The organism is Mycolicibacterium austroafricanum, from assembly GCF_902705885.1.
GTDB classification, from domain to species: Bacteria; Actinomycetota; Actinomycetes; order Mycobacteriales; family Mycobacteriaceae; genus Mycobacterium; species Mycobacterium vanbaalenii_A.
This window is the reverse complement of record NZ_CACSIP010000034.1, coordinates 122,993-147,225: the sequence shown is the minus strand read 5'-3', so window position 1 is coordinate 147,225 and position 24,233 is coordinate 122,993. Positions and strand designations below refer to the sequence as shown.

The following is a 24,233-nucleotide window of genomic DNA, read 5'->3' as shown; positions in this document are numbered from 1 at the left end:
CAGGAGCCCTCCGATGCCACGAATCAGCCCCGAAGCTCGCCAGATGTACCGCCGCGAGATGACTGCCGCCGCTACGGCCGCCGACTCCCATGCACGATGGCGTCACCTGGAACGAGCCCACATCGTGTCCCAACCCGACCCGTGGCTGCACACCTGCAATCATGCCGCAATGCTCAAACTCGCGCTGCACCAACATGACCGCCGTGAAGCGCTCGGCCAAGTACTCCGCCTCATCGTCGCCGCCCCAGGCTCGCTAACCGGCCGCTACCCCGTCGGCAACATCGGCCGCGTCGACGCAGGCCTGATGACACCCATGGCCATCCCCGACGACCTCGCCGCCGCCCTGGCCAGTCATTGAACACCGCACGCTCGAGGCTCTTCAACCAGCAGCAGTCCAGGCGACTGATACCGGTGTACGGGCGCGTACACAGGGTGGTGTTGACATCCGCTCTTTCAGATCTTCGGGCACCGATAGCAGGATGTCGACGGACTTCCGAGAAGCGACGCTCCCAGCGGTCTGCGAGCCGAATCTGGTGAGACCCCGATCGCGGAGCAGCTTCTTCACACCGTCGAGCTCGCCGTAGACGTACGCTGAATCGCCCCGGGTTTCATGCACACCGGTTACTGGTGTGCAGCCTGCGAGTGGGCGGCTTTCGTAGCGTAGTGGACGGCCTCGTACTCGATGGGTGGGATGCTGAAGGTGTGAGGTCCAGCTAGTTTCATCATCTCATTAGCTTTACTAACGTTCACATACGCGTTCACAAACCCAACGAAAACGGCTCCCGGAGTTGCCTCCAGGAGCCGTTTTACCTAGTAGCGGGGACAGGATTCGAACCTGCGACCTCTGGGTTATGAGCCCAGCGAGCTACCGAGCTGCTCCACCCCGCGATGGTGAACGCAAGGTTACCCATGCTGCCGCGCCGCCACCAAATCGCCTGTTCAGGCACCCTCGCCGGCCGCGAGCGCGCGCTATTGCACACGATTTACGGCGCGGCGACGGACAGACACGCGCGTTCGCGGAAACACGCGCGTTCGCGGAGAAACGGTCAGGCCATCTCGGGAACCCGCAGATGTGCCAGCACCAGGTCGAACTCGCACTCGTCGAGCACCTCGGCGCCGGTGTCGCGGGTGGTGGCGAGTTTGATCGCGTCGGTCGCGATCCGGCTGCGCTTCATCGCCTCGGCGCTGTCGAAGGTCACCGACGCCACGCCGAAGCCGGAGTCGCGGTCCACCAGCAGGCTGGCGCTGCAGAATCCGTCGAGTTCCTCCAGCGCGGGAATCGTGGCCATCCGGTAGCCGTCGATGGCTCGGTCAGCCATCTCGGAGTCGACGCGAGCCCACGTCACCCGGACACACGCTCCCGGCGCCGAGTGGTGGTGACGGTGCAGTGCGGCGATCTCCCACTCGTCGACGGTGGGGCTACCACCGAGGACCGCCGCAGCCTGGTCGCGCAGGCTGCTGGTGATCGGCCCGCTGGCATGCATGGCGGCTTCGGACTGCCAGGCCGTGGTCGCGATACAGCGACCGGTCAGACGGTCCACGAGTAGCGACAACCCGACGTAACCGTCGAGACCGGACAGCGCCGGCCACACCGTGTCGTGGATATAGGCGATACCGGCGTCGATCGCCGAGGACCGTGCGTGAATCGTGGAACTGCGTGCGTACATGGGTCTGCCTCCGTGGTCCGCGGCAGCGTCCCAGCGGCGCCGCCGGACCCCTCCATGGTCCTCCGCTGCTCGGCTCAGAGCAATGCCCCTCGGCGCGCAGGCCTCACCACCCCCCCGGCGCGAGCAGACGCAAAAGACCCGCGACACGCCGCAGCGCAGGGCCTTTCACGTCTGCTCGCCCGAAGCGGTGACTACTCGGTGGACTGGTATTCGTTCACCGCGTCGTCCAGGCGTTGCAGCGCCTCGCCGTACTCGGCGAAGTCACCACTGCGCTGTGCCTCCTGGATGGCGTCGAGCGCCTGGTTGACATCCTCCAGCGCAGCGGCTTTCGCCCCGGACAACTGGGTCGGCCCGGACGGCACGGCGGCCGGAGCCGGCGCTTGGGGCTGCGCCTGCGGGTTCTCCCCCGGCCGGCTCGCCGGTGGCGTCACCGATGCCTGCTGGTCGGCCTGCGGTTGGGCCTCGGGTTGCCCTCCGCCGGTGGTGCCGGTGGGTTCCGGCCCGGTGGCGGTAGCGTCGGCGCCCGGCCCGAACAGATCGGTCAACGCGTCCCGAACCGTCGGCCCGTAGCCGATCTTGTCGTTGTACATCATCGCGACCCGGATCAACCGAGGGTACGACGATGCTGCGTCGGTATTGCCCGGCGAGGCGTAGACCGGCGCCACGTAGAGCAGACCGCCCTCAGCGATCGGCAGCGTCAACAGATTGCCCCAGCGGATCCGGTTCTGGTTGTCCCGGCCGATCACACCGAGGTCCTGGCTGACCGCGGTGTCGGTGCTGATCGCGTTGAACGCCAGCTTGGGGCCATTGACCTGACCAGGGATCGTCAACACCGTGATCCGGCCGTACGTGTCGGGATCCGAGCTGGCGCTGATGTAGGCCGCCAGGAAGTCCCGCTGGAACCGGTTCATCGCGCTGGTCAACTGGAACGACGACGTCCGATCTTGCAGCGCAAGGTCTTTGGCCACGATGTAGTAAGGCGGCTGGTAGCTGCTGGCCGTCGGGTTCGGATCCAGCGGGACGTCCCAGAAGTCCGACGTCGAGAAGAACGTCACCGGATCGTCGACGTGGTACTTGGCCAGCAGCGCGCGCTGCACCTTGAACAGGTCCTCCGGGTAGCGCAGGTGTTCCTGCAACTCGGGGGTGATCGCGCTCTTCGGCTGCACGGTGTCCGGGAACACCTTCATCCACGCCTGCAGCACCGGGTCCTGCTCATCCTGCTGATACAGCGTCACGGTGCCGTCATAGGCGTCGACGGTGGCCTTGACCGAGTTGCGGATGTAGGACACCTGCTTGTCCAGCTGCAGCCGGTTCAGTGCGACCTCGGTGGAGTCGGTGGTCGCCGACGACAACGTCATCAGCTCCGAATACGGGTAGTTGTCCAGCGTGGTGTAACCGTCGACGATCCAGACGATCCGCTCGTCGACGATCGCCGGGTACATCGAGGTGTCAGTGGTCAGCCACGGCGCCACCGCCTTGACCCGTTCGGCAGGGTCGCGGTTGAACAGGATCTTGCTGTTCTCGTTGATGACATTGGAGAACAGGAAGTTGCGCTCACCGTACTTCGCAGCGAACACGCTGCGGGAGAGCAGGTTCCCGATCGGCACCCCGCCCTCACCGGTGTAGGTGTAGTTGCGGGTGGCGGTGTTGGTCTCGTAGTCGTACTCGCGCGGCTCCCCGTTCTCGCCGACGATCGCGTAGTCCGCCGGCGTGTTCGCGATGACGGGGCCGTAGTAGATCCGTGGCTGAGCCAGCGGGGCCGGCCCGGGAGAGATCACCTCGCCGTTCTCGCCGACGACGCTGGCCAGGAACTCCGGATAACCGCCGTTCTGGTTGGGGTCGTTGGCGACCCCGCGCACCGTGTTGGCCGGCGAGGCGATGAAGCCGTTGCCGTGGGTGAAGACGGTGTGCCGGTTGATCCAGTCCCGCTGGTTGTCGATCAACCGGTCCGGGTTCAGCTCACGCGCGGCGACCACGTAGTCGCGCAGGTTGCCGTCCTCGTCCGGGTAGCGGTCCATGTTGAGCCGGTCGGGGAAGTAGTAGAAGTTCTTGCCCTGCTGGAACTGGGTGAACGCCGGGCTGACGATGTTCGGGTCGAGCACCCGGATGTTCGACGTCGTCGCCCGGTCGGCAGCCACCTGCTGCGCGGTCGCGGGGGCGTTGCCCGGGTAGCTGCGGTAGGTCACCGCCTCCTCGGTCAACCCGTAGGCCTGCCTGGTAGCGGTGATACTCCGGCTGATGTATTCGCTTTCCTTCTGCGCGGCGTTCGGCCGGACGCTGATCTGTTCGACCACCAGGGGCCAGCCGGCGCCGACGACCAGCGACGACAGCAGCAGCAGCACCACACCGATCGCGGGGATCCGCAAGTCGCGCAGGAAGATCGCCGAGAACACCGCCGCCGCACAGATCAGCGCGATGGCGAGCAGGATCAGCTTCGCGGGCAATACCGCGTTGATGTCGGTGAAGCCCGCCCCGGTGAACGGCTTGCCGCCGCGGGTGTGGCTGAGCAACTCGTAGCGGTCGAACCAGTACGCGACAGCCTTCAGCAGCACGAACAGGCCGACGAGGGTGATCAGCTGGATTCGCGCCGCGCGGGTGAGCGCACCGGCGCGACCGCTCAGCCGGATGCCGCCGAACAGGTAGTGCCCCAGCAGGTTCGCCACGAACGCCAGGAACACCGCGACGAACAGATAGGACAGCAACAGTCGATAGAAGGGCAGATCGAAGGCATAGAAACCCAGATCGATGCCGAACTGCGGGTCGGAGACGCCGAAACTGCCGCCGTGCAGGAACAGCTGCACCCGGTCCCAGTAGCTCTGCGCCACGAAACCCGACAGCACACCGATGAACGCCGGCACCCCGATGCCCACCAGGCGCAGACGCGACATCACCGCGGTGCGGTAGCGCGCCACCGGATCGTCGGGGCCCGCCGTCGGGACGAATACCGGCCGGGTGCGATAGGCCAGCGCCAGCGCAGCGAACACCACCGCACCGATGAAGATTGCGACGACGAAGAACAACACGACGCGCGTCATGATCTGAGTGGTCCACACCGAGCGGTAGCCCAGCTCGCCGAACCACAACCAGTTGACGTAGGTGTCGATGAATCGTGGGCCGATCAGCAACAACACCACGACGGCCAACGAGACCGCGATCAGAATTCGGCTTCGTCTCGTCAGCGCCGGCATTTTCGCCGCAGGCCGCATTCCCACTCGATCACTCCAGTCTCGAACATTCCCAGCGGTTACACAGGGACCATAACTAAGCCCTCACTGTACGCACCCGGCCGAGGGCGCAGCGTCAGCAACGGGGAGGTTCGCCACCGGCGGAAAGGGTGCGCAGCGAGTCGATCGTCTGCCCGAGGGTTTCCACCTTCAGAAGCTCGATGCCGTCGCCCTCGGCGGTCTTGGCTTCGTCGCAGTTCTCCGCGGGGACCAGGAAAACACTGGCGCCGGCCTCCTTGGCGGCGGCGATCTTGTGGGTGATGCCCCCGATCGAGCCCACCTCGCCGTCGCCGGAGATGGTGCCGGTGCCGGCCACCGACATCGCGCCGTTGATGTCGCCGGTGGTCAGCTTGTCGACCACCGCCAGGCTGAACATCAGGCCTGCGGACGGTCCGCCCACGTTGGCGAGGTTGAACTCGACGCTGAACGGCGCCCACGGCGCGTCCAGGACCCCAACGCCGAGCAGGCCCTGGTCCTTGTCGGGGTGTTCACCGAGGGTGATCTCAGCGATCCCGGCCGGGGCGTTCTTGCGCCGGTAGTCGACGACGATGGTGTCACCGGGCTTGGTGTCCTCGAGGATCGCCTGGAACTCGTCGAGGGTGGCCACCGGCTGGTTGTCGACCGCGTCGATGGCGTCACCGGGCTGCAGCTTGCCCTCGGACGCTCCGTCGGCGTCGACGGTGCGCACGGTGACGGCCATCGGGTACTCCAGGTAGTGCAGCGCGGCGTACTCGGCGCTGTCCTCGGACCGCCGGAAGTCCGTGCTGTTCGCCTCGTCGATCTCTTCCCTGGTCTTGTCCGGCGGGTACACCAGATCGCGCGGGAGTAGCTGGTCTCGACCCGAGGCCCAGAACACCAGGGCCTGCCTCAACGTCAGTCCGTCGCGCTGCGAGACCGTGGTCATGCTGAGCTCACCGCTGGTGGGGTGCAGATCAGCGCCCTCGATGTCGACGATCTGCATTCCGTCGATCTCACCGAGGGTGTTGAACGTCGGACCGGGTCCCAGCGCTACGTAGGGCACCGTCACCGCCATCAGCAGAATGCCGAACGTCAAAATCGGCACCAGCGCGACGATCAAGGTCGCGATCCTCCTGTTCACGCCGCCCACAGTAGAGGTAGTTCCGGAGGGTTCACTGACAGCGTGACCCGCATCGCCGCACGGCGGCGTGGTGGTGAGTACGGTTGAAGGTATGGCTGACCCGCCTTTCGGCTTCTCCGCCGGGGACGACCCCGAGCGTGACAAGCGCAAGAAAGACCCTGAGTCCGGTGGCGATCCCTTCGGGGGTGCATTCCCGGGGGGCAACGAGTTCGACATGTCGCAGCTGGGTCAGATCTTCAGCAAGCTCGGTGAGATGTTCAGCGGCGCAGGCACCGCGGCGCCCGGCGCGCCGGGGTCCGGACCGGTCAACTACGACCTGGCCCGCCAGCTCGCGTCGAACTCCATCGGCTTCGTCGCACCAGTGCCCGAGCAGACCCGCACCGCCATCGTCGACGCGGTCCGGTTGGCCGAGACGTGGCTGGACGGGGCCACTCCGCTGCCCGCCGGGACCACCCGATCGGTGGCGTGGACACCGACCGACTGGATCGACAACACGTTGGACACCTGGAAGCGGCTGTGTGATCCGGTCGCCGAGCAGATCTCGACGGTGTGGGCTTCGGCGTTGCCCGAGGAAGCCAAGGCGATGGCGGGGCCGCTGCTGGCGATGATGTCTCAGATGGGCGGCATGGCCTTCGGCTCCCAGCTGGGTCAGGCGTTGGGCAAGCTCTCCCGAGAAGTGTTGACCTCCACCGATATCGGGCTGCCGCTGGGCCCCAAGGGCGTCGCCGCCCTGATGCCCGAAGCGGTCGAGGCCCTCGCCGAGGGCCTCGAGCAGCCACGCAGCGAGGTGGTGACGTTCCTGGCCGCCCGCGAGGCCGCGCACCACCGGTTGTTCAGCCATGTGCCGTGGCTGTCGGGCCAGTTGCTCAGCACCGTCGAGGCGTTCGCCAAGGGCACCAAGATCGACATGAGCGGCATCGAGGAGTTCGCCCGCGGCTTCAACCCCGCCTCGCTGACCGATCCGTCGGAGATGGAGCAGCTTCTCAATCAGGGCATCTTCGAACCGCAGACCACCCCGGAGCAGGCCGTGGCCCTCGAACGGCTGGAGACGATGCTGGCCCTGATCGAGGGCTGGGTGCAGACCGTGGTCTCCGACGCCCTCGGGGACCGCATCCCCGGCACACCGGCGCTCAGCGAGATGCTGCGCCGGCGCCGCGGCACCGGTGGCCCGGCCGAGCAGACGTTCGCCACGCTGGTGGGCCTGGAACTGCGGCCCCGCAAGATGCGGGAGGCCGCGGCGCTGTGGGAGCGCCTGACCCAAGCGGTCGGCTCCGACACCCGCGACGGGGTCTGGCAGCATCCCGACCTGCTGCCGAGCGCATCGGATCTGGACGACCCCGCCGGTTTCATCGACCGGATGATGGGCGGCGACACCAGCGGTATGGACAGCGAGATCGAGCAGGCCTTGAAGGACGCAGCTGACATCTCCGACCCCGAGGCCGACCCCGAGCGCGGCGACGACGGCACCGAGACTCCCCGCGAGTAGCCGCCCCTGTGGATAACCCGGCTCGCGGCCGTCGCCGCGTGTCAGGGTCGTCCTATGACGCGATACGCGCTCAACGCAGCGACGCCCGTGCTGTCTCGTCCCGACGGCACCGTGCAGGTGGGCTGGAATCCGCTGCGCGCGATCATCGTCCACCCGCCGGCCGGGCTGTCGGCGGAGGTGCTGGCCGAACTGCTGCGGGCACTGCAGTCGACGGCGACGATCCCGGAATTGCAGGCCCTGATCCCCGGTCGCGGCGCCGAGGCGTCCGTGGTCACCGGGTTGGTGACCCACCTGGTGGAGTCCGGCGTGGTCACCGAAGTGGCACCACGGCGCGCCCGCGCGGTGTCGATCCGCGTCCACGGCAGCGGGCCGCTGTCGGATCTGCTGACCGCGTCCCTGCGGTGCAGCGGGGTGCGGGTCAGTCAGAGCAGCCGAACCCACGCCTGCACGGGCTCGGTCGATCTGGCGGTGCTGACCGACAACCTGGTCGCCGACCCGCGGGTGGTGCGTGAGCTGCACGACGCCGGCGTACCGCACCTGCCGGTGCGGGTGCGCGACGGCAGCGGGCTGATCGGACCGCTGGTCATCCCCGGCGTGACGAGCTGTCTGCGCTGCGCTGACCTGCATCGCAGCGATCGCGACGCCGCCTGGCCCGCGGTGGCGGCGCAACTGAGTCAGACCGTGGGCACCGCCGACCGGGCGACGGTGCTGGCGACCGCCGGCCTGGCACTCAACGAGGTCGAGCACGTCGTCCGCGCAGTGCGCAGCGACGGTGGAGCGGAGGCCGAGGCGCCACCCCCGGCACCGCCGGCCACGATCGACACCACCCTGGAATTCGACGTCGCCACCGGCTCGATCGCCGCCCGTCGATGGTCGCGGCATCCCGACTGCACCTGCTGACCAAACCGGTGCCCAACTAGTTGGTAGAAGTGCCCAGCAGTCGTGGATGATGGAGTGGTGAGTGACATCAAGCGTGGGCGCGCCGCACGTAACGCGAAGCTGGCGTCGCTGCCGGTGGGCATGGCCGGGCGGGCCGCACTCGGCTTCGGCAAGCGGCTGACCGGCAAGTCCAGGGACGACGTCAACGCCGAGCTGATGGACCGCGCGGCCCAGCAGCTGTTCACCGTGCTCGGCGAGCTCAAGGGCGGCGCGATGAAGGTCGGCCAGGCCCTCTCGGTGATGGAGGCCGCGATCCCCGAGCAGTACGGCAAGCCCTACCGCGAGGCGCTGACCAAGCTGCAGCGCGAGGCCCCGCCGCTGCCCGCGCCCAAGGTGCACCGGGTGCTCGATCAGCAGCTGGGCACCAAATGGCGGGACCGGTTCCAGTCGTTCGACGACAAGTCCATCGCCTCGGCCAGCATCGGCCAGGTGCACAAGGCGGTCTGGGCCGACGGCCGCGAGGTCGCGGTCAAGATCCAGTACCCCGGCGCCGACGAGGCGTTGCGCGCCGACCTCAAGACCATGCAGCGGATGGTCAGTGTGCTCAAGCAGATCTCCCCCGGCGCCGACGTCCAGGGCGTCGTCGACGAGCTGATCCAGCGCACCGAGATGGAGCTGGACTACCGCCTCGAGGCCGACAACCAGCGCGCCTTCGCGAAGGCCTACCAGGGCGACCCGCACTTCGTGGTGCCACAGGTGGTGGCCAGCGCGCCGAAGGTCGTCGTGCAGGAGTGGATCGACGGCATCCCGCTGTCGCAGATCATCCGCGAGGGCACCCAGGAACAGCGCGATCTGATGGCCACCCGGCTGTTCGTGTTCGCCAACGACGCGCCACTGCGACTCGAGATGGTGCACGGCGACGCCCATCCCGGCAACTTCATGCTGATGCCCGGCGACCGGATGGGCGTCATCGACTTCGGCGCGGTGGCGCCGATGCCCGGCGGATGGCCCACCGAGTTGGGCCAGATCCTGCGGTACGGGGTGGACAAGAACTACGACAAGCTGCTGCCCACCATGGAGAAGATGGGGTTCATCCAGAAGGGCCAGCAGGTGTCGGTCACCGAGATCGACGACATGCTCAAGCAGTACGTCGACCCGCTGCAGGTTCCGGTGTTCCACTACACCCGCAAATGGCTGCAGCGGATGACGACGCTGGAGCTCGACAAAGCCGCCGGCCAGATCAAGGCCGCCCGCCAGATGGACATCCCGCCGAAGTTGGCGATCCCGATGCGGGTGATCGCGTCGATCGTCGCGATCTCCTGCCAGCTCGACGCGCACGTCCCGACCCGCCGCATCGCGGAGGAGACGATGCCGGGCTTCGCCGACCCCGACGCGGCGTAGCGCCGAGGTCAGCGAGAGTCACGCGGCGACAGGCTCTTTCGTGTCCTTGCGGGGCCGGCCGCGAGGCCGCTTGCGGGCGATGACGGTGCCCCGTTCGAAGATCTCGCCGCCCCACACCCCCCACGGTTCCTGACGTTCCAGCGCCGCGTTCAGGCACTCGCGCCGGATCGGGCACTGTGCGCACAGCGCTTTGGCCCGCTCGAGATCTCCCGGGTTCTCGGCGAACCAGAGATCCGGGTCCCCATCGCGACACGGCACCGCCAGTTTTGTTCTCTCACATGTCAGGGAAGACATGTCCGGTCCTCTGCTTCCTCGTCGTTGGCTCTGTCAGCCATCTGTCTGGGATGGATCTGCGACCAGGTCGTCGAGTTCGAGAGGCTGTCACAAGCCCTGAAACGAACCTGGCCACGGATCCGGGTGATTGCGGGTCCGTGGCCTGGGGGCGTTTCGTGGGCTCTGGCTAGATGGAGCCCCGATTCACGGACGCGGCAGTCGTGCCGGCGGCGGCGCGGCGCTTACGCGGCGCCGCCATGGCGGCGGTTGCCGGGATGGCGGCGGCGGGGTGCGCCCAAGCAAAGGCATGGAAGGTCCCCGGCATGCCGGCAACGCGCGCAGCGCTTACGCCGCCGAAGACGTTGTTGCTTGTCATGATCGAGACACCCTCCTTTCGCACATGGCCGTCGTCTGTGTGTTCTGAGGTTAGAGGTTAGCAGCCGAACCCGACAAGCGATTTTCTGACCTGCAGGTTTGGCACGATTTTTACGAAGTTTGGCGGCTCTTGACCATCGAGAGCACGTCGGGGCCGAACTGTTCGAGCTTGCGGGCGCCGATGCCGGGGATGGCGACCAGCGCGGCGTCGTCGGTCGGCATCTCCTCGGCGATCGCGATCAGCGTGTTGTCGGTGAACACGACGTACGCCGGCACGCTCATCTCCTTGGAGATCCGCAGCCGCCAGTCCTTGAGTTCGGCGAGCAACTGCTCGTCGAGGTCGGACGGACAGTTCTCACACCGGCGCAGCACGATCGCCGCCGGCGAGGACAGCGGGGAGTTGCAGACCCGGCAGCGCGGCGCCGGGCCACGCGGTTTGCGTGACCTGCTGGGACCGTCGTCGCGTTGCGACTGCGGGGCGATGCCGTTGAGAAAGCGCGACGGCCGCCTGCCCTGCCGCCCGCCCGGGGTTCGAGCCAGCGCCCAGCTGAGCGCCAGATGCACTCGCGCCCTGGTGATTCCGACGTAGAGCAGCCGACGCTCCTCTTCCACGGGTTCGCTGTCGGGGCCGTGGCTCAACGCGTGGGAGATGGGTAGCGTGCCGTCGGCGAGCCCGACCAGGAACACCGCGTCCCACTCCAGGCCCTTGGCCGCGTGCAGCGACGCCAGCGTCACGCCCTGCACCACCGGTGGGTGGCGGGCGTCGGCGCGCTGGCGCAACTCGACGACCAGGGCCCGCAGGTCGAGTTGCGGGCGTTGCGCGACTTCCTCGTCGACCAGTTCGGCCAGCGCGACCAGCGCCTCCCAGCGTTCCCGTGCCTTGGTGCCGGGCGGCGGCTCGGCGGTCAGTCCCAGCGGTTCCAGCGTCGCCCGCACCACATCCGGAAGCGACTGCTCGGTGTCTCCGGTGTCGCGTTCGGCGGCGCGCTGCAGTGCCAGCAGTGCCTGCCGGATCTCCTGACGGCTGAAGAACCCTTCCCCGCCGCGAACCTGGTATGGGACACCGGCTTCGGTGAGCGCCTCTTCGTAGACCTCCGACTGCGCGTTGATGCGGTAGAGCACCGCCACCTCGGAGGGGGCGGTGCCCGAGTCCAGGAGCTTCTTGATGGAGCGCGCCACCGCCGCCGCCTCGACGACCTCGTCGGGATGCTCGCTGAACGTCGGCTCGGGCCCGGGTGGCCGCTGCCCGACCAGGTGCAGCTTGCTGCCCGCCATCCGGCCGCGGGCCGCGGCGATCACCCGGTTGGCCAGCGACACCACCTGCGGGGTCGACCGATAGTCCCGCTCGAGGCGGATCACCGCGGCTTCGGGGAAACGCCTGGAGAAGTCCAGCAGTTGCCGCGGGGAGGCACCGGTGAACGAGTAGATCGTCTGGTTGGCGTCGCCGACCACGGTGAGGTCGTCGCGGTTGCCGAGCCAGGCGTCGAGCACGCGCTGCTGCAGCGGGGTGACGTCCTGGTATTCGTCGACGACAAAGCACCGGTAGCGGTCCCGGAACTCCTGGGCCACCGCGGCGTCGTTCTCGATCGCGGCGGCGGTGTGCAGCAGCAGGTCATCGAAGTCGAGCAGCATGAGATCCGCCCCGCGGGCTTTGAGCGTCTCGTAGCCGGCGTACACCGTGGCGACCTTGCCCGCGTCGAACGGGATGTCGCGTCCGACCGCGGCGACCGTCGATGCGTAATCCTCGGGACTGATCAACGACGCCTTGGCCCATTCGATCTCACCGGCGAGGTCGCGGACGTCGTCGGTGCTGGTCGGCAACCCGCCGCGGTTGGCGGCCTGGGCGACGATCGAGAACTTGGTGTCCAGCAACTGCCACTGGGTGCTTCCCACCACCCGCGGCCAGAAGTACGACAGCTGGCGGCGGGCCGCGGCGTGAAACGTCATCGCCTGCACCGCGCCGGTGCCGGTGCCGTCGTCGAGGGCCCGCAGCCGGCCGCGCATCTCCCCCGCCGCACGCTGGGTGAACGTCACCGCGAGCACCTGCGCGGGGGCGACGTGCCCGGCGGTCACCAGGTGGGCGATCCGGCGAGTGATGGTGCGGGTTTTGCCGGTGCCGGCTCCGGCCAGCACACAGACAGGTCCGCGGGCCGCGAGCACCGCGTCCCGCTGCTCCTCGTCGAGGTCGCCCAGCAACCGGTCACGCGAGGCCGTTGGGGACATGCCGACCATCATGTCAGCGCGGCCCGACATTCGTGGGCCGCGACGCGGGCATGCGGGCGCCATCGGCTACGTTGATGAGCTTATGAGCTCCGACGACTCCGCTGCGGTGACCATGTACACCACCACGTGGTGCGGCTACTGCGTCCGCCTCAAGAAGATCCTCAAGAACGAGGGCATCACCTTCACCGAGGTCGACATCGAGATCGACCCGACCGCCGCCGAGTTCGTGGCCTCGGCCAACGGCGGGAATCAGACCGTGCCGACGCTGCGGTTCGCCGACGGCTCCACGCTGACCAACCCGACCGGGGCGCAGGTCAAGGCCAAGCTCGCCGGCTGATCCTTCCGCGAGTTCTTCCGCGAGCAGACGCAAACGTCCGCGACACGCCGCGAGAATTGCGCAATTTGTGTCTGCTCGCCGGGAGCGGGAGACGGTCAGTCCAGGGCTGCCCAGGATTCGATGATCTCCCGGGCGATCGAGATGGATCCGGGAAGCAGCAGCCGCGACGGGCTGTCACTGCTCCAATCGCCTCGTTCCAGGGCCTCGCGGATCTCGCTGCGGGTGAACCATCCCGCCTCGGCGATCTCGCCGTCGTTGAACGAGAACTCCTGCTCGGGATCACCGAGCGCGTGGAATCCGACCATCAGCGACCGCGGGAACGGCCACGGCTGGCTGCCCAGGTACTCGACGTCGGTGACCGTCAGGCCGATCTCCTCGGAGATCTCGCGAACCACGCAGGATTCGAACGACTCACCGGCCTCGACGAACCCGGCCAGGATCGAAAACAACCGCTGCGGCCACAGCGTCTGACGGGCCAGCACAGCGCGATCGTGGCCGTCGTGCACCAGACAGATCACCGCGGGGTCGATGCGGGGGAACTCTTCTCGACCCGTGGCCGGGTTCACCCGCGACCAGCCGGCCTTGATCGACGTGGTGGCCGACCCGTCGACGGGGCTGAAGCGGGCGCTGTCATGCCAGTTCAGCAGCGCGGTGGCGGTCGCCACCAGCTGCGCGCTGACGTCATCGAAGACCTCGCCGGCCCGCCGCAGATCGAGCACCTCGGCCGGCGCCTGGGGATCCTCGGGGGCCTGCAGCTCGGCGCGGATCCCCCACGCATGGCGGCCGTCGGCGAGACGTCCGAGGAACACGGCGTCCTGCGGCGGCGCGTCGCCGACCTCGGCGGCCCGACCGAGCACCGCCCGGCCCTCGGAGATCAGCACCTGGTTGCGGCGGTCCACCCGCAACAGCAGCGCGTCCGGCCATCCCGCGATCGCCGCGTCGACGTCGGTGCGCAATGCGTCGGCGCGGTCGGCGCCGACCCGCGACAGCAGCGGGATGTTGCGCAGCCGGAACCCCGACGCGCTCATCGGTCGCTGTCGGCGCTGCGGATGAACAGCAGCCGATCCCCCAGCTCGAGCGCGTCGACCTCGGGGTCGTCCACGCGCAGCAACTTCTGGTTCCGCACCACACCGAGCACGATGTCACTCTGGTGCCGCGGCGACCCGCCGGCCTCCTTCGGGGTGACCTCACGCTCGCCGATCGCGAACCCGGCATCCGGGGTCAGCAGGTCCTCCATCATCTCGACGACGCTGGGCGTCTGCACCGCGATGCCGAGCAACCGGCCGGCGGTCTCGGAGGTCACCACGGTCGAGTCGGCACCGGACTGCCGGAGCAGATGCTGGTTCTCGGCCTCGCGCACCGCGGCGATGATCTTGGCCTTCGGGGCGAGTTCACGGGCCGTGAGCGTGACGAGGACGGCGGTGTCGTCACGGTTGGCGGCGACGATGATGGACTTGGCGTGTTGCACGCTCGCCAGCCGCAGCACTTCGGAGTCGGTGCCGCTGCCGCGGACCGTGACCAGCCCGGCGCTCTTCGCGCGCTCGAGTGCCGACGGGTTCTCGTCGACGACGACGATGTCGGCCGGGGCGATCTCGTCACCGACCATCGCCGCGACCGCCGTGCGGCCCTTGGTGCCGTAGCCGATGACCACCGTGTGGTTGCGCACCTTGTTCCTCCACTGCTGGATCTTGAAAGCCTGCCGCGACTCGGTGGTCAGCGTCTCCACCGTCGTGCCGATCAGCACGATCAGGAACGCCACCCTCAGCGGCGTGATGATGACGATGTTGACCAGCCTGGCGGTCTCGGTGATCGGCGCGATGTCGCCGTATCCGGTCGTCGACAGCGAGACCGTCGCGTAGTAGAAGCAGTCGAGCAGCGACAGGCCGTTCTTCTGGGTGTCGCTGTAGCCGTCGCGGTCGATGTACACGATCAGCACGACCGCACACAAAACGCCCATCGCGATCACGATCCGCTTGGTGATGCGCACCCAGGGACTGGCCACCTCGTGCGGGATCTCGACACGGTCGACCAGGGAGTGCACCGGCTGATCGGCGAGTGACCGGTTGATCCTGCCGAGCCGACGCCGTAAGCGCCCTCTAACCATGGGGGTCCGTCACCGTCGGAGCCTGCTGCACCAGCACAATGTAACCATGACCTCTCCCCCGCCCGAACTGCAGCAGATCACCACTTCTTCGCGTGGCGCCAAGATGGGTGCCTGGCTGATCGGGATGGGGGTGCTGCACTTCGCCGCCCCGAAACCGTTCGACTCCATCGTCCCGGTCGAACTGCCCGGCAGCGCACGCTTCTACACGCTCGCCTCAGGTGTCGCCGAGGTCGCCGTCGGCGGTCTGCTGGTGGCGCCCAGGACTCGCCGGGTCGGCGCGCTCGCGGCCATCGCGCTGTTCCTCGGCGTGTTCCCGGGGAACGTGAACATGGTCCGGATGTGGTTCAACGATCCGACCAAGACGCTGCCGATGCGCCTGATCGCCATCGCCCGACTGCCCCTGCAGATCCCGATGATCCTCCAGGCGCTGAAGGTCTACCGGGAGAGCTAACCTCGGCGATCGGGGTTCACGCGGCCGGAAGGTCCATCAACTCGGCCACCTCCTCGGCGCTGAGCAGCGCATCGGGGACGATGGTGCGCCCGGAGCGCACGTAGTGGAACACGGCGCGCACCGACGAGACCGGACAACCGCGCAGCCCCGCCCACGCCAGTCGATAGACCGCCAGCTGAACAGCGTTGAGCTGCAACTCTTCCGGGGTCGACGGCGGTTCTCCGGTTTTCCAGTCCACCACCGTCACCCCGCCATCGTCGTCGGCGAACACCGCGTCGATGCGCCCGCGCACCACCCGCCCGCCGAGCACCATGTCGAACGGCACCTCCACCTCGAGCGGGGTGCGCGCCGCCCAGGCCGACACCACGAACGCCGCCTGCAGCTCTTCCAACTCGCCTCGGTCCTGGCGCTCGGCATCCACCGCGCCGGGCAGATCGTCGAGGTCGAACAGCTTCTCTGCCTGGAAGTACCGTTGCACCCACTCGTGGAACGCCGTGCCCAGCAGCGCCTGCGAATCCGGCCGCCGCGGCAACCGCCGGTGCAGTCGCTGCGCCGCGGCATCGGGATCGCGACCGAGGTCGACCAGCGTGCTCACCGACACCTGCGTGGGAAGCGGCCGGGCGGGCCGGTGCGCGGCGAGTTCGCGTTCGGCGAGCAGCGCGTCGACGTCGGCGGCCCAGCCGTGCACGTCATCGCCGATGTCCCCCGTGCCATCCGACAACGCCTGCGCCACCAACTCGGCGCCCCGGTCGGTTCCCTCGCGGCGGCCTCCGACCGGGTCCACCGGCCACATCGTCTCGACGGCCCGGTCACGCAGCGGGTTCGGTTCACCGTCGGCAGGGGCGTCGACCCAGACGTCGACAACCCCGCACGGGGTTCCCGCCGCGGCGGACTCGTCGATCACGTCCTTGAGTTCACACAGGAACGTCGACGGACCGCGGGGTTTGGCCCCGGTGGCGCCCCAGTGATGACCCGACAGGAGCAGGGTGTGCTCAGCGCGGGTGACCGCGACGTAGAGCAGTCGGCGCTCCTCGTCGGTCCGTCGCTGGTCGAGGCTGCGTTTGTGTTCGGAGATCCTGTCCGACAACGCTTTGCGGTCGTTGACCGTCGAGGTGTCGAGGACCGGGACGCCGTGCGCGGACACGGTCGCGCAGTCACCGCGCAGCAGCGGCGGGAGGTCGGCCGCGTCGGACAGCCAGGTGCGTGGGGACGCGGTCGAGGGGAACACCCGTCCGCTGAGGTGCGGCACGGCCACGATCTGCCACTCCAGACCTTTGGCCGCGTGCACGGTCAGGATCTGCACCCGGTCGGCGGACACGGTGATCTCGGCGGGCGCCAGGCCGTTCTCGACCTGTTCGGCGGTGTCGAGGAACGCCAGCAGTGCCGACACCGTCGCACCGGCCCGGGTGGAGAAGTCGGCGACCACGTCGCCGAACCTGTCGAGGTGTTCGGTTCCCGACCAGCCCGCTGAAACCGGTTGGGCCGCCCTCACTTCCGCGTCGACTCCGAGGAGGCGGCGCACCTCGGCGACCAACTCGGGCAGCGGGCTTCCCAGGTGGGCACGCAACCCGGTCAGCTCGCGGCCCAACGCCACGATTCTCGGGTATCCGACCGCGGAGTACGCGGCGGCCGGGCCGGGGTCGCAGATCGCGTCGGCCAGGCACGCCGCGTCGGCGTCGGGGGCGACCTGCGCGACGACCTGCTCGACCCCGCCGCGGGGCGCGGACTCACCGATGTCGTCGAGCTGTACCGCGCGCCGCCACAGCGCGGTGAGGTCGCGCGCGCCCAGGCGCCAGCGGGGTCCGGTGAGCACCCGCATCGCCGCCGCGCCGGACATCGGGTCGGCGGCCAGCCGAAGCATCGCGACCACGTCGGCGACCTCGGGCACCGACAGCAGCCCGGACAGGCCGACGACCTCCACTGCGACCCCGCGCCGGGTGAGCGCTTCGGCCATCGGAGCGGCGTCGGCGTTGCGGCGCACCAGGACCGCGGCCGTCGGCGCCGCGCCGGACGCGCTGACACCCTCGTGGTAGCGGCGCACCACCTCCTCGGCCACCCATTCGCGTTCGGCTGCCACGTCGGGCAGCAGCGCGCAGCGCACGTCACCGACCCCGGCGTCGGGCCGGGCCTGCAGTGACCGCACCGCCACCGAGCGGTGCCGCGCATCCGTCGACACCGCGTTGGCCAGGTGCAGCACCTCGGGAGGGTTGCGCCAGCTGGTGCGCAGTTCCAGGCAGGGCGCCGGGGTGCCGTCCGACCGGGGGAAGTCGGTGGTGAACCGCGGCAGGTTGGTCGCCGAAGCGCCGCGCCACCCGTAGATCGACTGGATGGGATCGCCGACCGCTGTCAGGGCCAGGCCGTCGTCGGCACCGCCGCCGAACAGCGACGACAGCGCCACCCGCTGCGCGTGCCCGGTGTCCTGGTACTCGTCGAGGAGCACCACCCGGTAACGCTGCCGCAGTTGCTCACCGACCTGGGGGAACCGCGAGGCCAGCCGGGCGGCCGAAGCCATCTGCATGCCGAAGTCGAGAACCCGTTCGTCGCGCATCCGCCGGTGTAGCGCGTCGATCAGCGGGATCAGCGCGGTGCGTTCCGTTTGGGTGGCCAGCATCTGCAACAGCCACTGGCTCGGCCCCTTGTCTCGCTGATACCGGCCTGCCGGCAACGTGTGCACCAGCCGCTCGAGCTCGACGTGGGTGCCGCACAGTTGTTCGGTGTCGACGAGGTGCTCGGCAAGCGCCCCGGCCAGGCGCAGCACCATCGCGGTGATCGCAGCGGGCGACTTCTCGGTGTCCAGCGCACCCGGATGCTCACACACCACCCGGAACGCCAACTGCCACAACTCTGTTTCGCCGAGCAGCCGGGTGTCGGGCTCGACCGGCAGCAGCAGGCCGTACTCACGCAGCAGGGTGCCTGCGAATGCGTGGTAGGTGCCGATCGTGACGGGCTCGTCGCTCAGCTCGGGGGGGTGCGCACCCGGAATCATCAGGCCGGCACCGGCGAGGCGGGCCAGTCGGGAACGGACCCGGCGCAGCAGCTGGCTCGCGGCCTTCCGGGTGAAGGTCAGGCCCAGCACTTCCCCGGGCCGGGCGTATCCGTTGGCGACCAACCACACCACCCGGGCCGCCATCGTCTCGGTCTTGCCTGCGCCGGCACCGGCGATCACCACCAGCGGGCCCGGCGGCGCGGCGATGACGGCGGCCTGCTCCTCCGTCGGGGCGAAAAGTCCAAGAGCGCTGGATAATTCGCTGGGGCTGTAGCGTGGCGTCGTCACTGTTCACTCCTGGTGTCCTGGGCGGGGCACATCGCCCGGACGGGGCAGTGCGCGCAGCCGTCGTTGACCCGGGCCAGAAACTGCGGGCCCTGCGTCGCGGCGGCGGCCTGGTGGATCAGCGAGTGCCACTCGGCGTGGCCGTCGCGGGTCATCGGGGCCTGGTCCCGTTCGGTCGCCCCGCCGCCGCGGGCCTTGCCGAGGTAGACCAGGCGCCCTCCCCCGGGCTCGTCGCCGTCGGCGAGCAGTCCTTCGGCGACAGCCAACTGGTACATCGCCAGCTGGGCATGGCCCTGGGCGTCGTCCTTGCTGACGGGGCTCTTGCCGGTCTTGATGTCGACCATGACGAGCCTGCCCTCGCTGTCGCGCTCGAGGCGGTCGAGGCGGCCGCGCACCCGCACCGCGGGCAACCCGCCGGCCGGACGGGTCAGCTGCCCGTCGACCTCGACCTCGGTGCCGATCTCGGTGAGCTCGTGACGGGTGTCGGCACGCCAGCGCAGGAACGTCGACAGCATCTCCAGGTGGCGGACCAGCTCGTTGTCCGCGTGCCACTGCGCATCAAAAGGCAGCTCACCCCAGACCTTCTGGAGGTCGTTGAGCATCTGGGACTCCGTCTTGCCCGACTCCGACACCAGGGCGTGCACCAACGACCCGAGCGCGGAGCGCACATCGCGTGCGGTGGACCCGCCGTGCCGTTCGAGCAGCCAGCGCAGCGGGCAGTCCGAGAGCATCTGCAGCGTCGACGGCGACAACGTCACCTCGTGGACATCACCGTCCCCGCCATCCCACAGTGACTTGTCGGTGGAAAGTTCACGCATGCCATACCATGACGCCGGGTCGGTGCCGTGCACGCCGGCGTCGGCAAGGCGTGCCAATTGTACTGCTGCACAATGTCTCTCTTCATCGGATACCGCATCGGGAGGCGAGCACACGACCGACCGCAGGCGCCCGACGAGCGCCGCCGGGGCCAGCACCCGCGGCGCCCGGACCGGGGCGCCTTCGTCGGCGACCGGTTCGGTCGCGAGTGCGCTGAGCTCGCGACAGAACGACGACGGCAGCATCGCGTCGTCGCCGTCGTCGCTGTCGACGGCGGTCACCAGCAGCCTGCTGCGGGCCCGGCCCATGGCGGCGATCAGCAGCCGGCGTTCCTCGGCGAGCAGCGGCGCCCTGCTGGAGAGCCCGCGCTCACCGGCGTCGGCCACCCCGTCGATCACGTCGACCAGCTGCTGGGTGCCGAGCACGCCACCGCGAGGGGAGACGTTGGGCCACAACCCTTCCTGCAGTCCCGCGATCGCCACGAAATCCCACTCCCGGCCCAGCGACGAGTGTGCGCTGAGCACGGCGACCGCATCGGGCCGGGGGGCCTCGTCGCGTCGGACGGGAGGCAACGCGAGCGCGGTGACGTGGTCGATCAGGCCGCGCAGCGTCGCCCCCGCGGTGCGCGCGACGTACTGTTCGGCGACGTCGAACAGGGCCGTGACCGCGTCGAGGTCACGCTCGGCCTGCGCCGCTGCCGGCCCACCGCGCTCGGCGGCGGCCAGCCACCGCCGCTGCAGCCCGGAGCGGTGCCACGCCTGCCACAGCGTGTGCCGCGGATCCCGGCCGTCGTCGGCACTGCGTTGTGCGGCCGTCAGCACCGCGCGGATCCGACCCAGCGCCCGCCCCTGCTCATCGGAGAGCGGATCGGCAGAGCGCTGCAACGCGGTGACGAGCAGATCCCCGAATCCGGCGGACGAGCCGGCGGCTGCCGCCCGGCGCAATGCGCGTCGCAACTGCCGCAGCGACACCGGATCGACCCGGCCGATCGGCCCCGTCAGCAGGTGCAGAGCCCGCTGCCCGTCGAGACCGTCCGCGGTTGCCTCCAACACGGTCAGCAGCGCGCGCACCGCAGGCTGATCCGCCAGCGCCGAATCACCCTGCGGCACATCCACCGGCACCCCCGCGGCCGCCAACGCGCGCCCCAGCGCGGCGCCCATCCGGGGCACCGACCGGACGATCACCGCCATCTGCGACCACGCGACACCGTCGACGAGATGCGCGCGCCGCAGCGCATCGGCGATCAGCGCGGACTCGGCATGCGGTGACGCGGCGATCCGCACCGTCAGCGCACCGGGCGCGTCGGTGCCGGTGAGCCGGCGGGTGCTGTCGTTGCCCGGCAATCGGCGTGCGACCGCTGCGATGGCGTCGGCCAACGGGGCCGCGCATCGGTGTGACTCGGTCAGCGACAACACCGGGCCGTCACCACGCAGCAGCGCCGGGTCGGCTCCCCGGTACCCGAACACGGTCTGGTGTGGATCCCCGGCGATCACAGCGAGGTCGGCCCCGGCCGCCAGCACCGCCACCAGCCGAGCGGCCTGCGGGTCGAGGTGCTGGGCGTCGTCGACCAGTAGCAGCTTGACCCGCGCGCGCTCGGCGGCCAGCAGATCGGCATCCATCGCGAAGGCCTCGAGCGCGGCACCGACCAGTTCGGCGGCGCCCAACGCCGGCACCGTGGCCTGCGGCGCCGCCATCCCCACCGCCGATCTCAGCAGCATGATCTGCTCGTAGGCCTGGGCGAACCGGCCGGCAGCCTGCCATTCGGGCCGTCCGGCCAGCCGTCCGATGCGTTGCAGCTCAGCAGGATCGACTCCACGCTCGCCGCACCGCGCCATCAGATCACGCAGTTCGGCGGCGAAACCGGCGGTGCTGAGCGCCGGGCGCAGCCGCTCCGGCCAACGCACCGGCGAGGAAGCACCGTCCTCGATGTCGCCGGCCAGCAGCTCGCGGATGATCCCGTCCTGCTCGGCGCTGGTGATCAACCTCGGTGGCGGGGTCCCGTTGCGCTGCGCGGCCAGCCGCAGCACCGCGAAGGCGTAGGAATGCACGGTACGCACCAACGGCTCCCGCACCACCGTACGAGCACCCGAGCTCAGCAGCGTCGCCGTGATCGCGGCCTTGGCCTGCGCCCCGAGGCGTGCCGAACCCGTCAGCAGCAGAACCGATTCCGGATCACGACCCGCGGACAGGTGTGCGACCGCGGTGTCGACGAGCAGGCGGCTCTTGCCGGTGCCCACCCCGCCGAGGACCCGGATGGTGCCGCGGATGTCGGGACGGCCCAACGCGTCCGGGGTCAGCTCGGTGTGTGGCGCAGACATGTTGGCATGACACCACGAGGGTCTGACATCTAGTCACGGGCCAGCACGCGCTCGAGGAAGGGTTCGACGACGCCGAGCCAACCCTGCAGGTCCGAGGTGAAGGGAAGATGGCCGGTGTCGAACTCGACGTAGGCGGAGTCACTGATCGCGTGGTGCATGGCTCGCCCCCAGGACGGGCGCAGCGTGCGGTCCCGGGCGCCCCAGGTGATCAGTGTGGGCGAGGTGATCCCGCCGGCGAGTGGGCGCAGGTCGGCGGCGGGGTCGGGAAAGCTGCGCCACAGCGAAGCCGCGGTCTGCCTGCCGGCGCGGGTGCGGGCACGGGCGAGCACGCGGGCGGCGACGTCGCGGTCCTTGACGGTCGTCGCCTGCATGTACAGCGGCACCAACCCACGGAACACCGCGCCGATCGTGCCCGGATGCCCCATCAGTGCACAGAACGCCCGACTTGCCGGGGTCCACGGGGTGAACCCGGAACCGTTGACCAGCACCAGACCTGCGACCCGGGAGGGCTGCGCGAGGGCGAGTCGGCACGCGGCGAACCCCCCGACCGAGTTGCCGACGACCACCGCGTCACGCAACTCGAGCACCGACACGAACTGTTCGAGCACGTCGGCGAGGAGCACCGCACTCAGCGGCTGTGCCGGTGCGGGTGAGTCGCCGTGACCGGGCCAGTCGACCGCGATGACGCGGTAGCGACGGGCCAGGGCGGCGGCGACGTCGGTGTAGTCGGTGCGGTCGTGCAACGTCGCATGCAGCAGCACCACCACGGGTCCAGTGCCCTGATCGCTGTAGGCCAGGGTTCCCGACGAAGTCTCCGCGAGCGGCATACCTCCTCCTTTGTTGACCGGTCGGTCGGTCAACAACGTAGCGCATTCGCGGTTCGTTGACCATCCGGTCGGTATGCTGCACGATCGATGACTCCCTCGTCGCGGACACCCGGCACGCGGGCGGTGGCCAAGGAACGCACCCGCGACGCGCTGCTGTCAGCGGGATTCGTCCTGGCCGAGACCACCGGGCTGGAAGGCCTCAGCGTCAACGCGCTGGTGGCCACCGCGAGTGTCGCAAAAGGGACGTTCTTCCACCACTTCGGCGACCGCACGTCCTATCTCGTCGCATTGCACCGCCGGTTCCATGACGACGTCTTCGACGATGTGCGACGGACCACCGCGTCGATGCCCCCCGGCCGGGAGCGATTGGCGGCGATGTCGGTGAGCTACCTCGACGCATGCCTACGCCGGCGCGGTGTGCGGGCCCTGATCCTCGAGGCCCGCGGGCAGCTCCCCATCCAGGACGAGATCATGCGTCGCAACAGCGCCACCGTCGACCTGCTCACCGACGACTTCGTCGCGATGCGTCGGCCTCGACCGCGGGCAGCAGCCCGACTGTGGCTCGCCGCGAACGCTGAATGCGCGCTCATGGAACTCGACGCGGGCCATGCCGACCCCGAGACCCGCGCCGCGCTGTCGGATCTCCTCGACGGGCCACGACTGGAGGCGTGAACGCCGAGCTGGCACCATCGTCGGCGTGATCGACGTGTTGCACACCCACCGTTTCGGACCGGACGGGCCTGCGCGCGTCCTGGCCATCCACGGGCTGACAGGGCACGGGCGACGGTGGCAGACACTCGTCGAGCAGCACCTGCCCGACGTCGCGGTGCTCGCGCCCGATCTGCTGGGCCACGGCAGATCGTCGTGGGATGCGCCGTGGACGATCGAGGCCAACGTGGCTGCGGCCGCGGCGTTGCTCGAGACCGAAGCAGCCGGACCCGTCGTGGTCGTCGGCCATTCGTTCGGTGGCGCCGTGGCACTGAACCTGGCGTCGACGCGGCCGGATCTGGTCAGCGGGCTGGTGCTTCTCGATCCGGCCGTCGCTCTGGACGGGCGGTGGATGCGGGAGGTGGCCGACAGCATGGTCGAATCACCCGACTACACCGATCGCGCAGAAGCCCGCGCCGAGAAGGCCAACGGATCGTGGGGCGACGTGCCCGCCGCCGAACTGGACCGCGAACTCGACGAACACCTCGTCAACCTGCCCAATGGCCGGGTGGGTTGGCGCATCAGCATCCCGGCGATGCTGTCCTACTGGAGTGAGCTCACCCGCCCGGTGGCACTCCCCCGTGACGGCACACCGACCACGGCGGTGCGAGCCACCCGCACCGATCCGCCCTACGCCACCGAGGAACTGATCGCAGGCCTCGACGCCGGATTGGGATCGGGTTTTGTTCTGCTGGAATGGGATTGCGACCATATGGTGCCGTTGGCAAAACCCGCCGATACCGCGGCCGTGATTCGCGACCAGCTTCGCTGAAC

19 protein-coding genes and 1 tRNA gene are annotated in these 24,233 nt (G+C 69.2%); 8 read left to right on the top strand and 12 right to left on the bottom strand.

Annotated elements, in window-relative coordinates; translation table 11 throughout:
• Nucleotides 1-13: 13 nt before the first annotated feature.
• Nucleotides 14-358: a DUF3703 domain-containing protein gene (locus tag BEMPMBAN_RS21460; protein ID WP_159233271.1), complete on the top strand. Its 345-nt coding sequence runs from the start codon at nt 14-16 to the stop codon at nt 356-358.
• A 456-nt stretch (nt 359-814) separates the two neighbouring features.
• On the opposite strand, the gene BEMPMBAN_RS21455 is transcribed toward BEMPMBAN_RS21460, so the two are convergent.
• The 4 genes from BEMPMBAN_RS21455 to BEMPMBAN_RS21440 all read right to left on the bottom strand — a co-directional run bounded on the left by BEMPMBAN_RS21455 (nt 815) and on the right by BEMPMBAN_RS21440 (nt 5,990).
• Nucleotides 815-888: transfer RNA gene (locus BEMPMBAN_RS21455), tRNA-Met, on the bottom strand.
• Nucleotides 889-1,046: 158 nt separating this feature from the next.
• The gene (locus BEMPMBAN_RS21450) at nt 1,047-1,667 is read right to left on the bottom strand and encodes a hypothetical protein (protein ID WP_159233270.1); all 621 of its coding nucleotides are present in this window, start codon (nt 1,665-1,667) and stop codon (nt 1,047-1,049) included.
• 191 nt (nt 1,668-1,858) lie between these two features.
• Nucleotides 1,859-4,879 (bottom strand): UPF0182 family protein, encoded by a 3,021-nt coding sequence (locus BEMPMBAN_RS21445; protein WP_159233269.1) that lies wholly within the window; start codon nt 4,877-4,879, stop codon nt 1,859-1,861.
• 88 nt (nt 4,880-4,967) lie between these two features.
• The gene (locus BEMPMBAN_RS21440; RefSeq protein WP_159233268.1) at nt 4,968-5,990 is read right to left on the bottom strand and encodes a YlbL family protein; all 1,023 of its coding nucleotides are present in this window, start codon (nt 5,988-5,990) and stop codon (nt 4,968-4,970) included.
• Nucleotides 5,991-6,081: 91 nt separating this feature from the next.
• On the opposite strand from BEMPMBAN_RS21440, the gene BEMPMBAN_RS21435 reads away from it, so the two are divergent.
• The 3 genes from BEMPMBAN_RS21435 to BEMPMBAN_RS21425 are packed head-to-tail and all read left to right on the top strand — an operon-like array spanning nt 6,082 to nt 9,756.
• Entirely contained in the window at nt 6,082-7,476 is a 1,395-nt protein-coding gene (locus BEMPMBAN_RS21435; protein WP_159233267.1) for a zinc-dependent metalloprotease, read from the top strand.
• 54 nt (nt 7,477-7,530) lie between these two features.
• Entirely contained in the window at nt 7,531-8,376 is an 846-nt protein-coding gene (locus BEMPMBAN_RS21430) for a bacteriocin biosynthesis cyclodehydratase domain-containing protein (RefSeq protein WP_159233266.1), read from the top strand.
• 42 nt (nt 8,377-8,418) lie between these two features.
• Nucleotides 8,419-9,756 carry a macrolide-binding ATPase MABP-1 gene (locus BEMPMBAN_RS21425; RefSeq protein ID WP_159233265.1) on the top strand — a complete coding sequence of 446 codons (1,338 nt, stop codon included), beginning with the start codon at nt 8,419-8,421 and terminating at the stop codon, nt 9,754-9,756.
• Between the two features lie 18 nt (nt 9,757-9,774).
• Here BEMPMBAN_RS21425 and BEMPMBAN_RS21420 read toward each other — a convergent pair whose 3' ends face one another.
• The 3 genes from BEMPMBAN_RS21420 to BEMPMBAN_RS21410 form a co-directional block, all read right to left on the bottom strand.
• On the bottom strand, nt 9,775-10,050 hold the full coding sequence (locus tag BEMPMBAN_RS21420) for a WhiB family transcriptional regulator (RefSeq protein WP_159233264.1): 276 nt from the start codon (nt 10,048-10,050) through the stop codon (nt 9,775-9,777).
• Between the two features lie 166 nt (nt 10,051-10,216).
• Nucleotides 10,217-10,405, bottom strand: a complete 189-nt coding sequence (locus BEMPMBAN_RS21415) for a hypothetical protein (protein ID WP_159233263.1) — start codon at nt 10,403-10,405, stop codon at nt 10,217-10,219.
• Between the two features lie 110 nt (nt 10,406-10,515).
• Nucleotides 10,516-12,639, bottom strand: coding sequence for an ATP-dependent DNA helicase UvrD2 (locus BEMPMBAN_RS21410; protein WP_200846076.1), 2,124 nt, complete (start codon nt 12,637-12,639; stop codon nt 10,516-10,518).
• Between the two features lie 70 nt (nt 12,640-12,709).
• On the opposite strand from BEMPMBAN_RS21410, the gene BEMPMBAN_RS21405 reads away from it, so the two are divergent.
• Nucleotides 12,710-12,964: a mycoredoxin gene (locus BEMPMBAN_RS21405; RefSeq protein ID WP_159233261.1), complete on the top strand. Its 255-nt coding sequence runs from the start codon at nt 12,710-12,712 to the stop codon at nt 12,962-12,964.
• Nucleotides 12,965-13,059: 95 nt separating this feature from the next.
• Here the strand turns inward: BEMPMBAN_RS21405 and nudC are convergent, their stop codons facing one another.
• Together nudC and BEMPMBAN_RS21395 are read right to left on the bottom strand one after the other, a co-directional pair.
• Complete coding sequence (gene nudC, locus BEMPMBAN_RS21400) at nt 13,060-13,992, bottom strand: NAD(+) diphosphatase (protein ID WP_159233260.1); 933 nt, start codon at nt 13,990-13,992, stop codon at nt 13,060-13,062.
• The gene (locus BEMPMBAN_RS21395; protein ID WP_159233259.1) at nt 13,989-15,068 is read right to left on the bottom strand and encodes a potassium channel family protein; all 1,080 of its coding nucleotides are present in this window, start codon (nt 15,066-15,068) and stop codon (nt 13,989-13,991) included. Before BEMPMBAN_RS21395 ends, nudC begins: the two co-directional genes overlap by 4 nt.
• 46 nt (nt 15,069-15,114) lie before the next feature.
• Here BEMPMBAN_RS21395 and BEMPMBAN_RS21390 point away from each other — a divergent pair, with 46 nt between their 5' ends.
• A complete protein-coding gene (locus tag BEMPMBAN_RS21390; protein WP_159233258.1) occupies nt 15,115-15,519 on the top strand; it encodes a DoxX family protein in 405 nt (134 codons plus the stop codon).
• A gap of 16 nt (nt 15,520-15,535) precedes the next feature.
• Here the strand turns inward: BEMPMBAN_RS21390 and BEMPMBAN_RS21385 are convergent, their stop codons facing one another.
• From BEMPMBAN_RS21385 to BEMPMBAN_RS21375, 3 genes are read right to left on the bottom strand one after another with little or no spacing between them, the layout of a single operon-like run.
• Nucleotides 15,536-18,793, bottom strand: a complete 3,258-nt coding sequence (locus BEMPMBAN_RS21385; RefSeq protein WP_159233257.1) for an ATP-dependent helicase — start codon at nt 18,791-18,793, stop codon at nt 15,536-15,538.
• Nucleotides 18,790-21,924, bottom strand: coding sequence for an ATP-dependent helicase (locus tag BEMPMBAN_RS21380; RefSeq protein ID WP_159233256.1), 3,135 nt, complete (start codon nt 21,922-21,924; stop codon nt 18,790-18,792). Before BEMPMBAN_RS21380 ends, BEMPMBAN_RS21385 begins: the two co-directional genes overlap by 4 nt.
• A gap of 29 nt (nt 21,925-21,953) precedes the next feature.
• Nucleotides 21,954-22,751 carry an alpha/beta fold hydrolase gene (locus BEMPMBAN_RS21375; RefSeq protein WP_159233255.1) on the bottom strand — a complete coding sequence of 266 codons (798 nt, stop codon included), beginning with the start codon at nt 22,749-22,751 and terminating at the stop codon, nt 21,954-21,956.
• An 87-nt stretch (nt 22,752-22,838) separates the two neighbouring features.
• On the opposite strand from BEMPMBAN_RS21375, the gene BEMPMBAN_RS21370 reads away from it, so the two are divergent.
• Entirely contained in the window at nt 22,839-23,423 is a 585-nt protein-coding gene (locus tag BEMPMBAN_RS21370) for a TetR/AcrR family transcriptional regulator (RefSeq protein ID WP_159233254.1), read from the top strand.
• Nucleotides 23,424-23,448: 25 nt separating this feature from the next.
• Nucleotides 23,449-24,231, top strand: coding sequence for an alpha/beta fold hydrolase (locus tag BEMPMBAN_RS21365; RefSeq protein ID WP_159233253.1), 783 nt, complete (start codon nt 23,449-23,451; stop codon nt 24,229-24,231).
• Nucleotides 24,232-24,233: the final 2 nt, after the last annotated feature.

Bases quoted from the DNA above. Each gene is read 5' to 3' on its own strand.
- BEMPMBAN_RS21460 (WP_159233271.1), top strand. From the start codon at position 14: ATGCCACGAATCAGCCCCGAAGCTCGCCAGATGTACCGCCGCGAGATG.
- BEMPMBAN_RS21450 (WP_159233270.1), bottom strand. From the start codon at position 1,667: ATGTACGCACGCAGTTCCACGATTCACGCACGGTCCTCGGCGATCGAC.
- BEMPMBAN_RS21435 (WP_159233267.1), top strand. From the start codon at position 6,082: ATGGCTGACCCGCCTTTCGGCTTCTCCGCCGGGGACGACCCCGAGCGT.
- BEMPMBAN_RS21430 (WP_159233266.1), top strand. From the start codon at position 7,531: ATGACGCGATACGCGCTCAACGCAGCGACGCCCGTGCTGTCTCGTCCC.
- BEMPMBAN_RS21420 (WP_159233264.1), bottom strand. From the start codon at position 10,050: ATGTCTTCCCTGACATGTGAGAGAACAAAACTGGCGGTGCCGTGTCGC.
- BEMPMBAN_RS21415 (WP_159233263.1), bottom strand. From the start codon at position 10,405: ATGACAAGCAACAACGTCTTCGGCGGCGTAAGCGCTGCGCGCGTTGCC.
- BEMPMBAN_RS21410 (WP_200846076.1), bottom strand. From the start codon at position 12,639: ATGATGGTCGGCATGTCCCCAACGGCCTCGCGTGACCGGTTGCTGGGC.
- BEMPMBAN_RS21405 (WP_159233261.1), top strand. From the start codon at position 12,710: ATGAGCTCCGACGACTCCGCTGCGGTGACCATGTACACCACCACGTGG.
- nudC (WP_159233260.1), bottom strand. From the start codon at position 13,992: ATGAGCGCGTCGGGGTTCCGGCTGCGCAACATCCCGCTGCTGTCGCGG.
- BEMPMBAN_RS21395 (WP_159233259.1), bottom strand. From the start codon at position 15,068: ATGGTTAGAGGGCGCTTACGGCGTCGGCTCGGCAGGATCAACCGGTCA.
- BEMPMBAN_RS21390 (WP_159233258.1), top strand. From the start codon at position 15,115: ATGACCTCTCCCCCGCCCGAACTGCAGCAGATCACCACTTCTTCGCGT.
- BEMPMBAN_RS21380 (WP_159233256.1), bottom strand. From the start codon at position 21,924: ATGTCTGCGCCACACACCGAGCTGACCCCGGACGCGTTGGGCCGTCCC.
- BEMPMBAN_RS21375 (WP_159233255.1), bottom strand. From the start codon at position 22,751: ATGCCGCTCGCGGAGACTTCGTCGGGAACCCTGGCCTACAGCGATCAG.
- BEMPMBAN_RS21370 (WP_159233254.1), top strand. From the start codon at position 22,839: ATGACTCCCTCGTCGCGGACACCCGGCACGCGGGCGGTGGCCAAGGAA.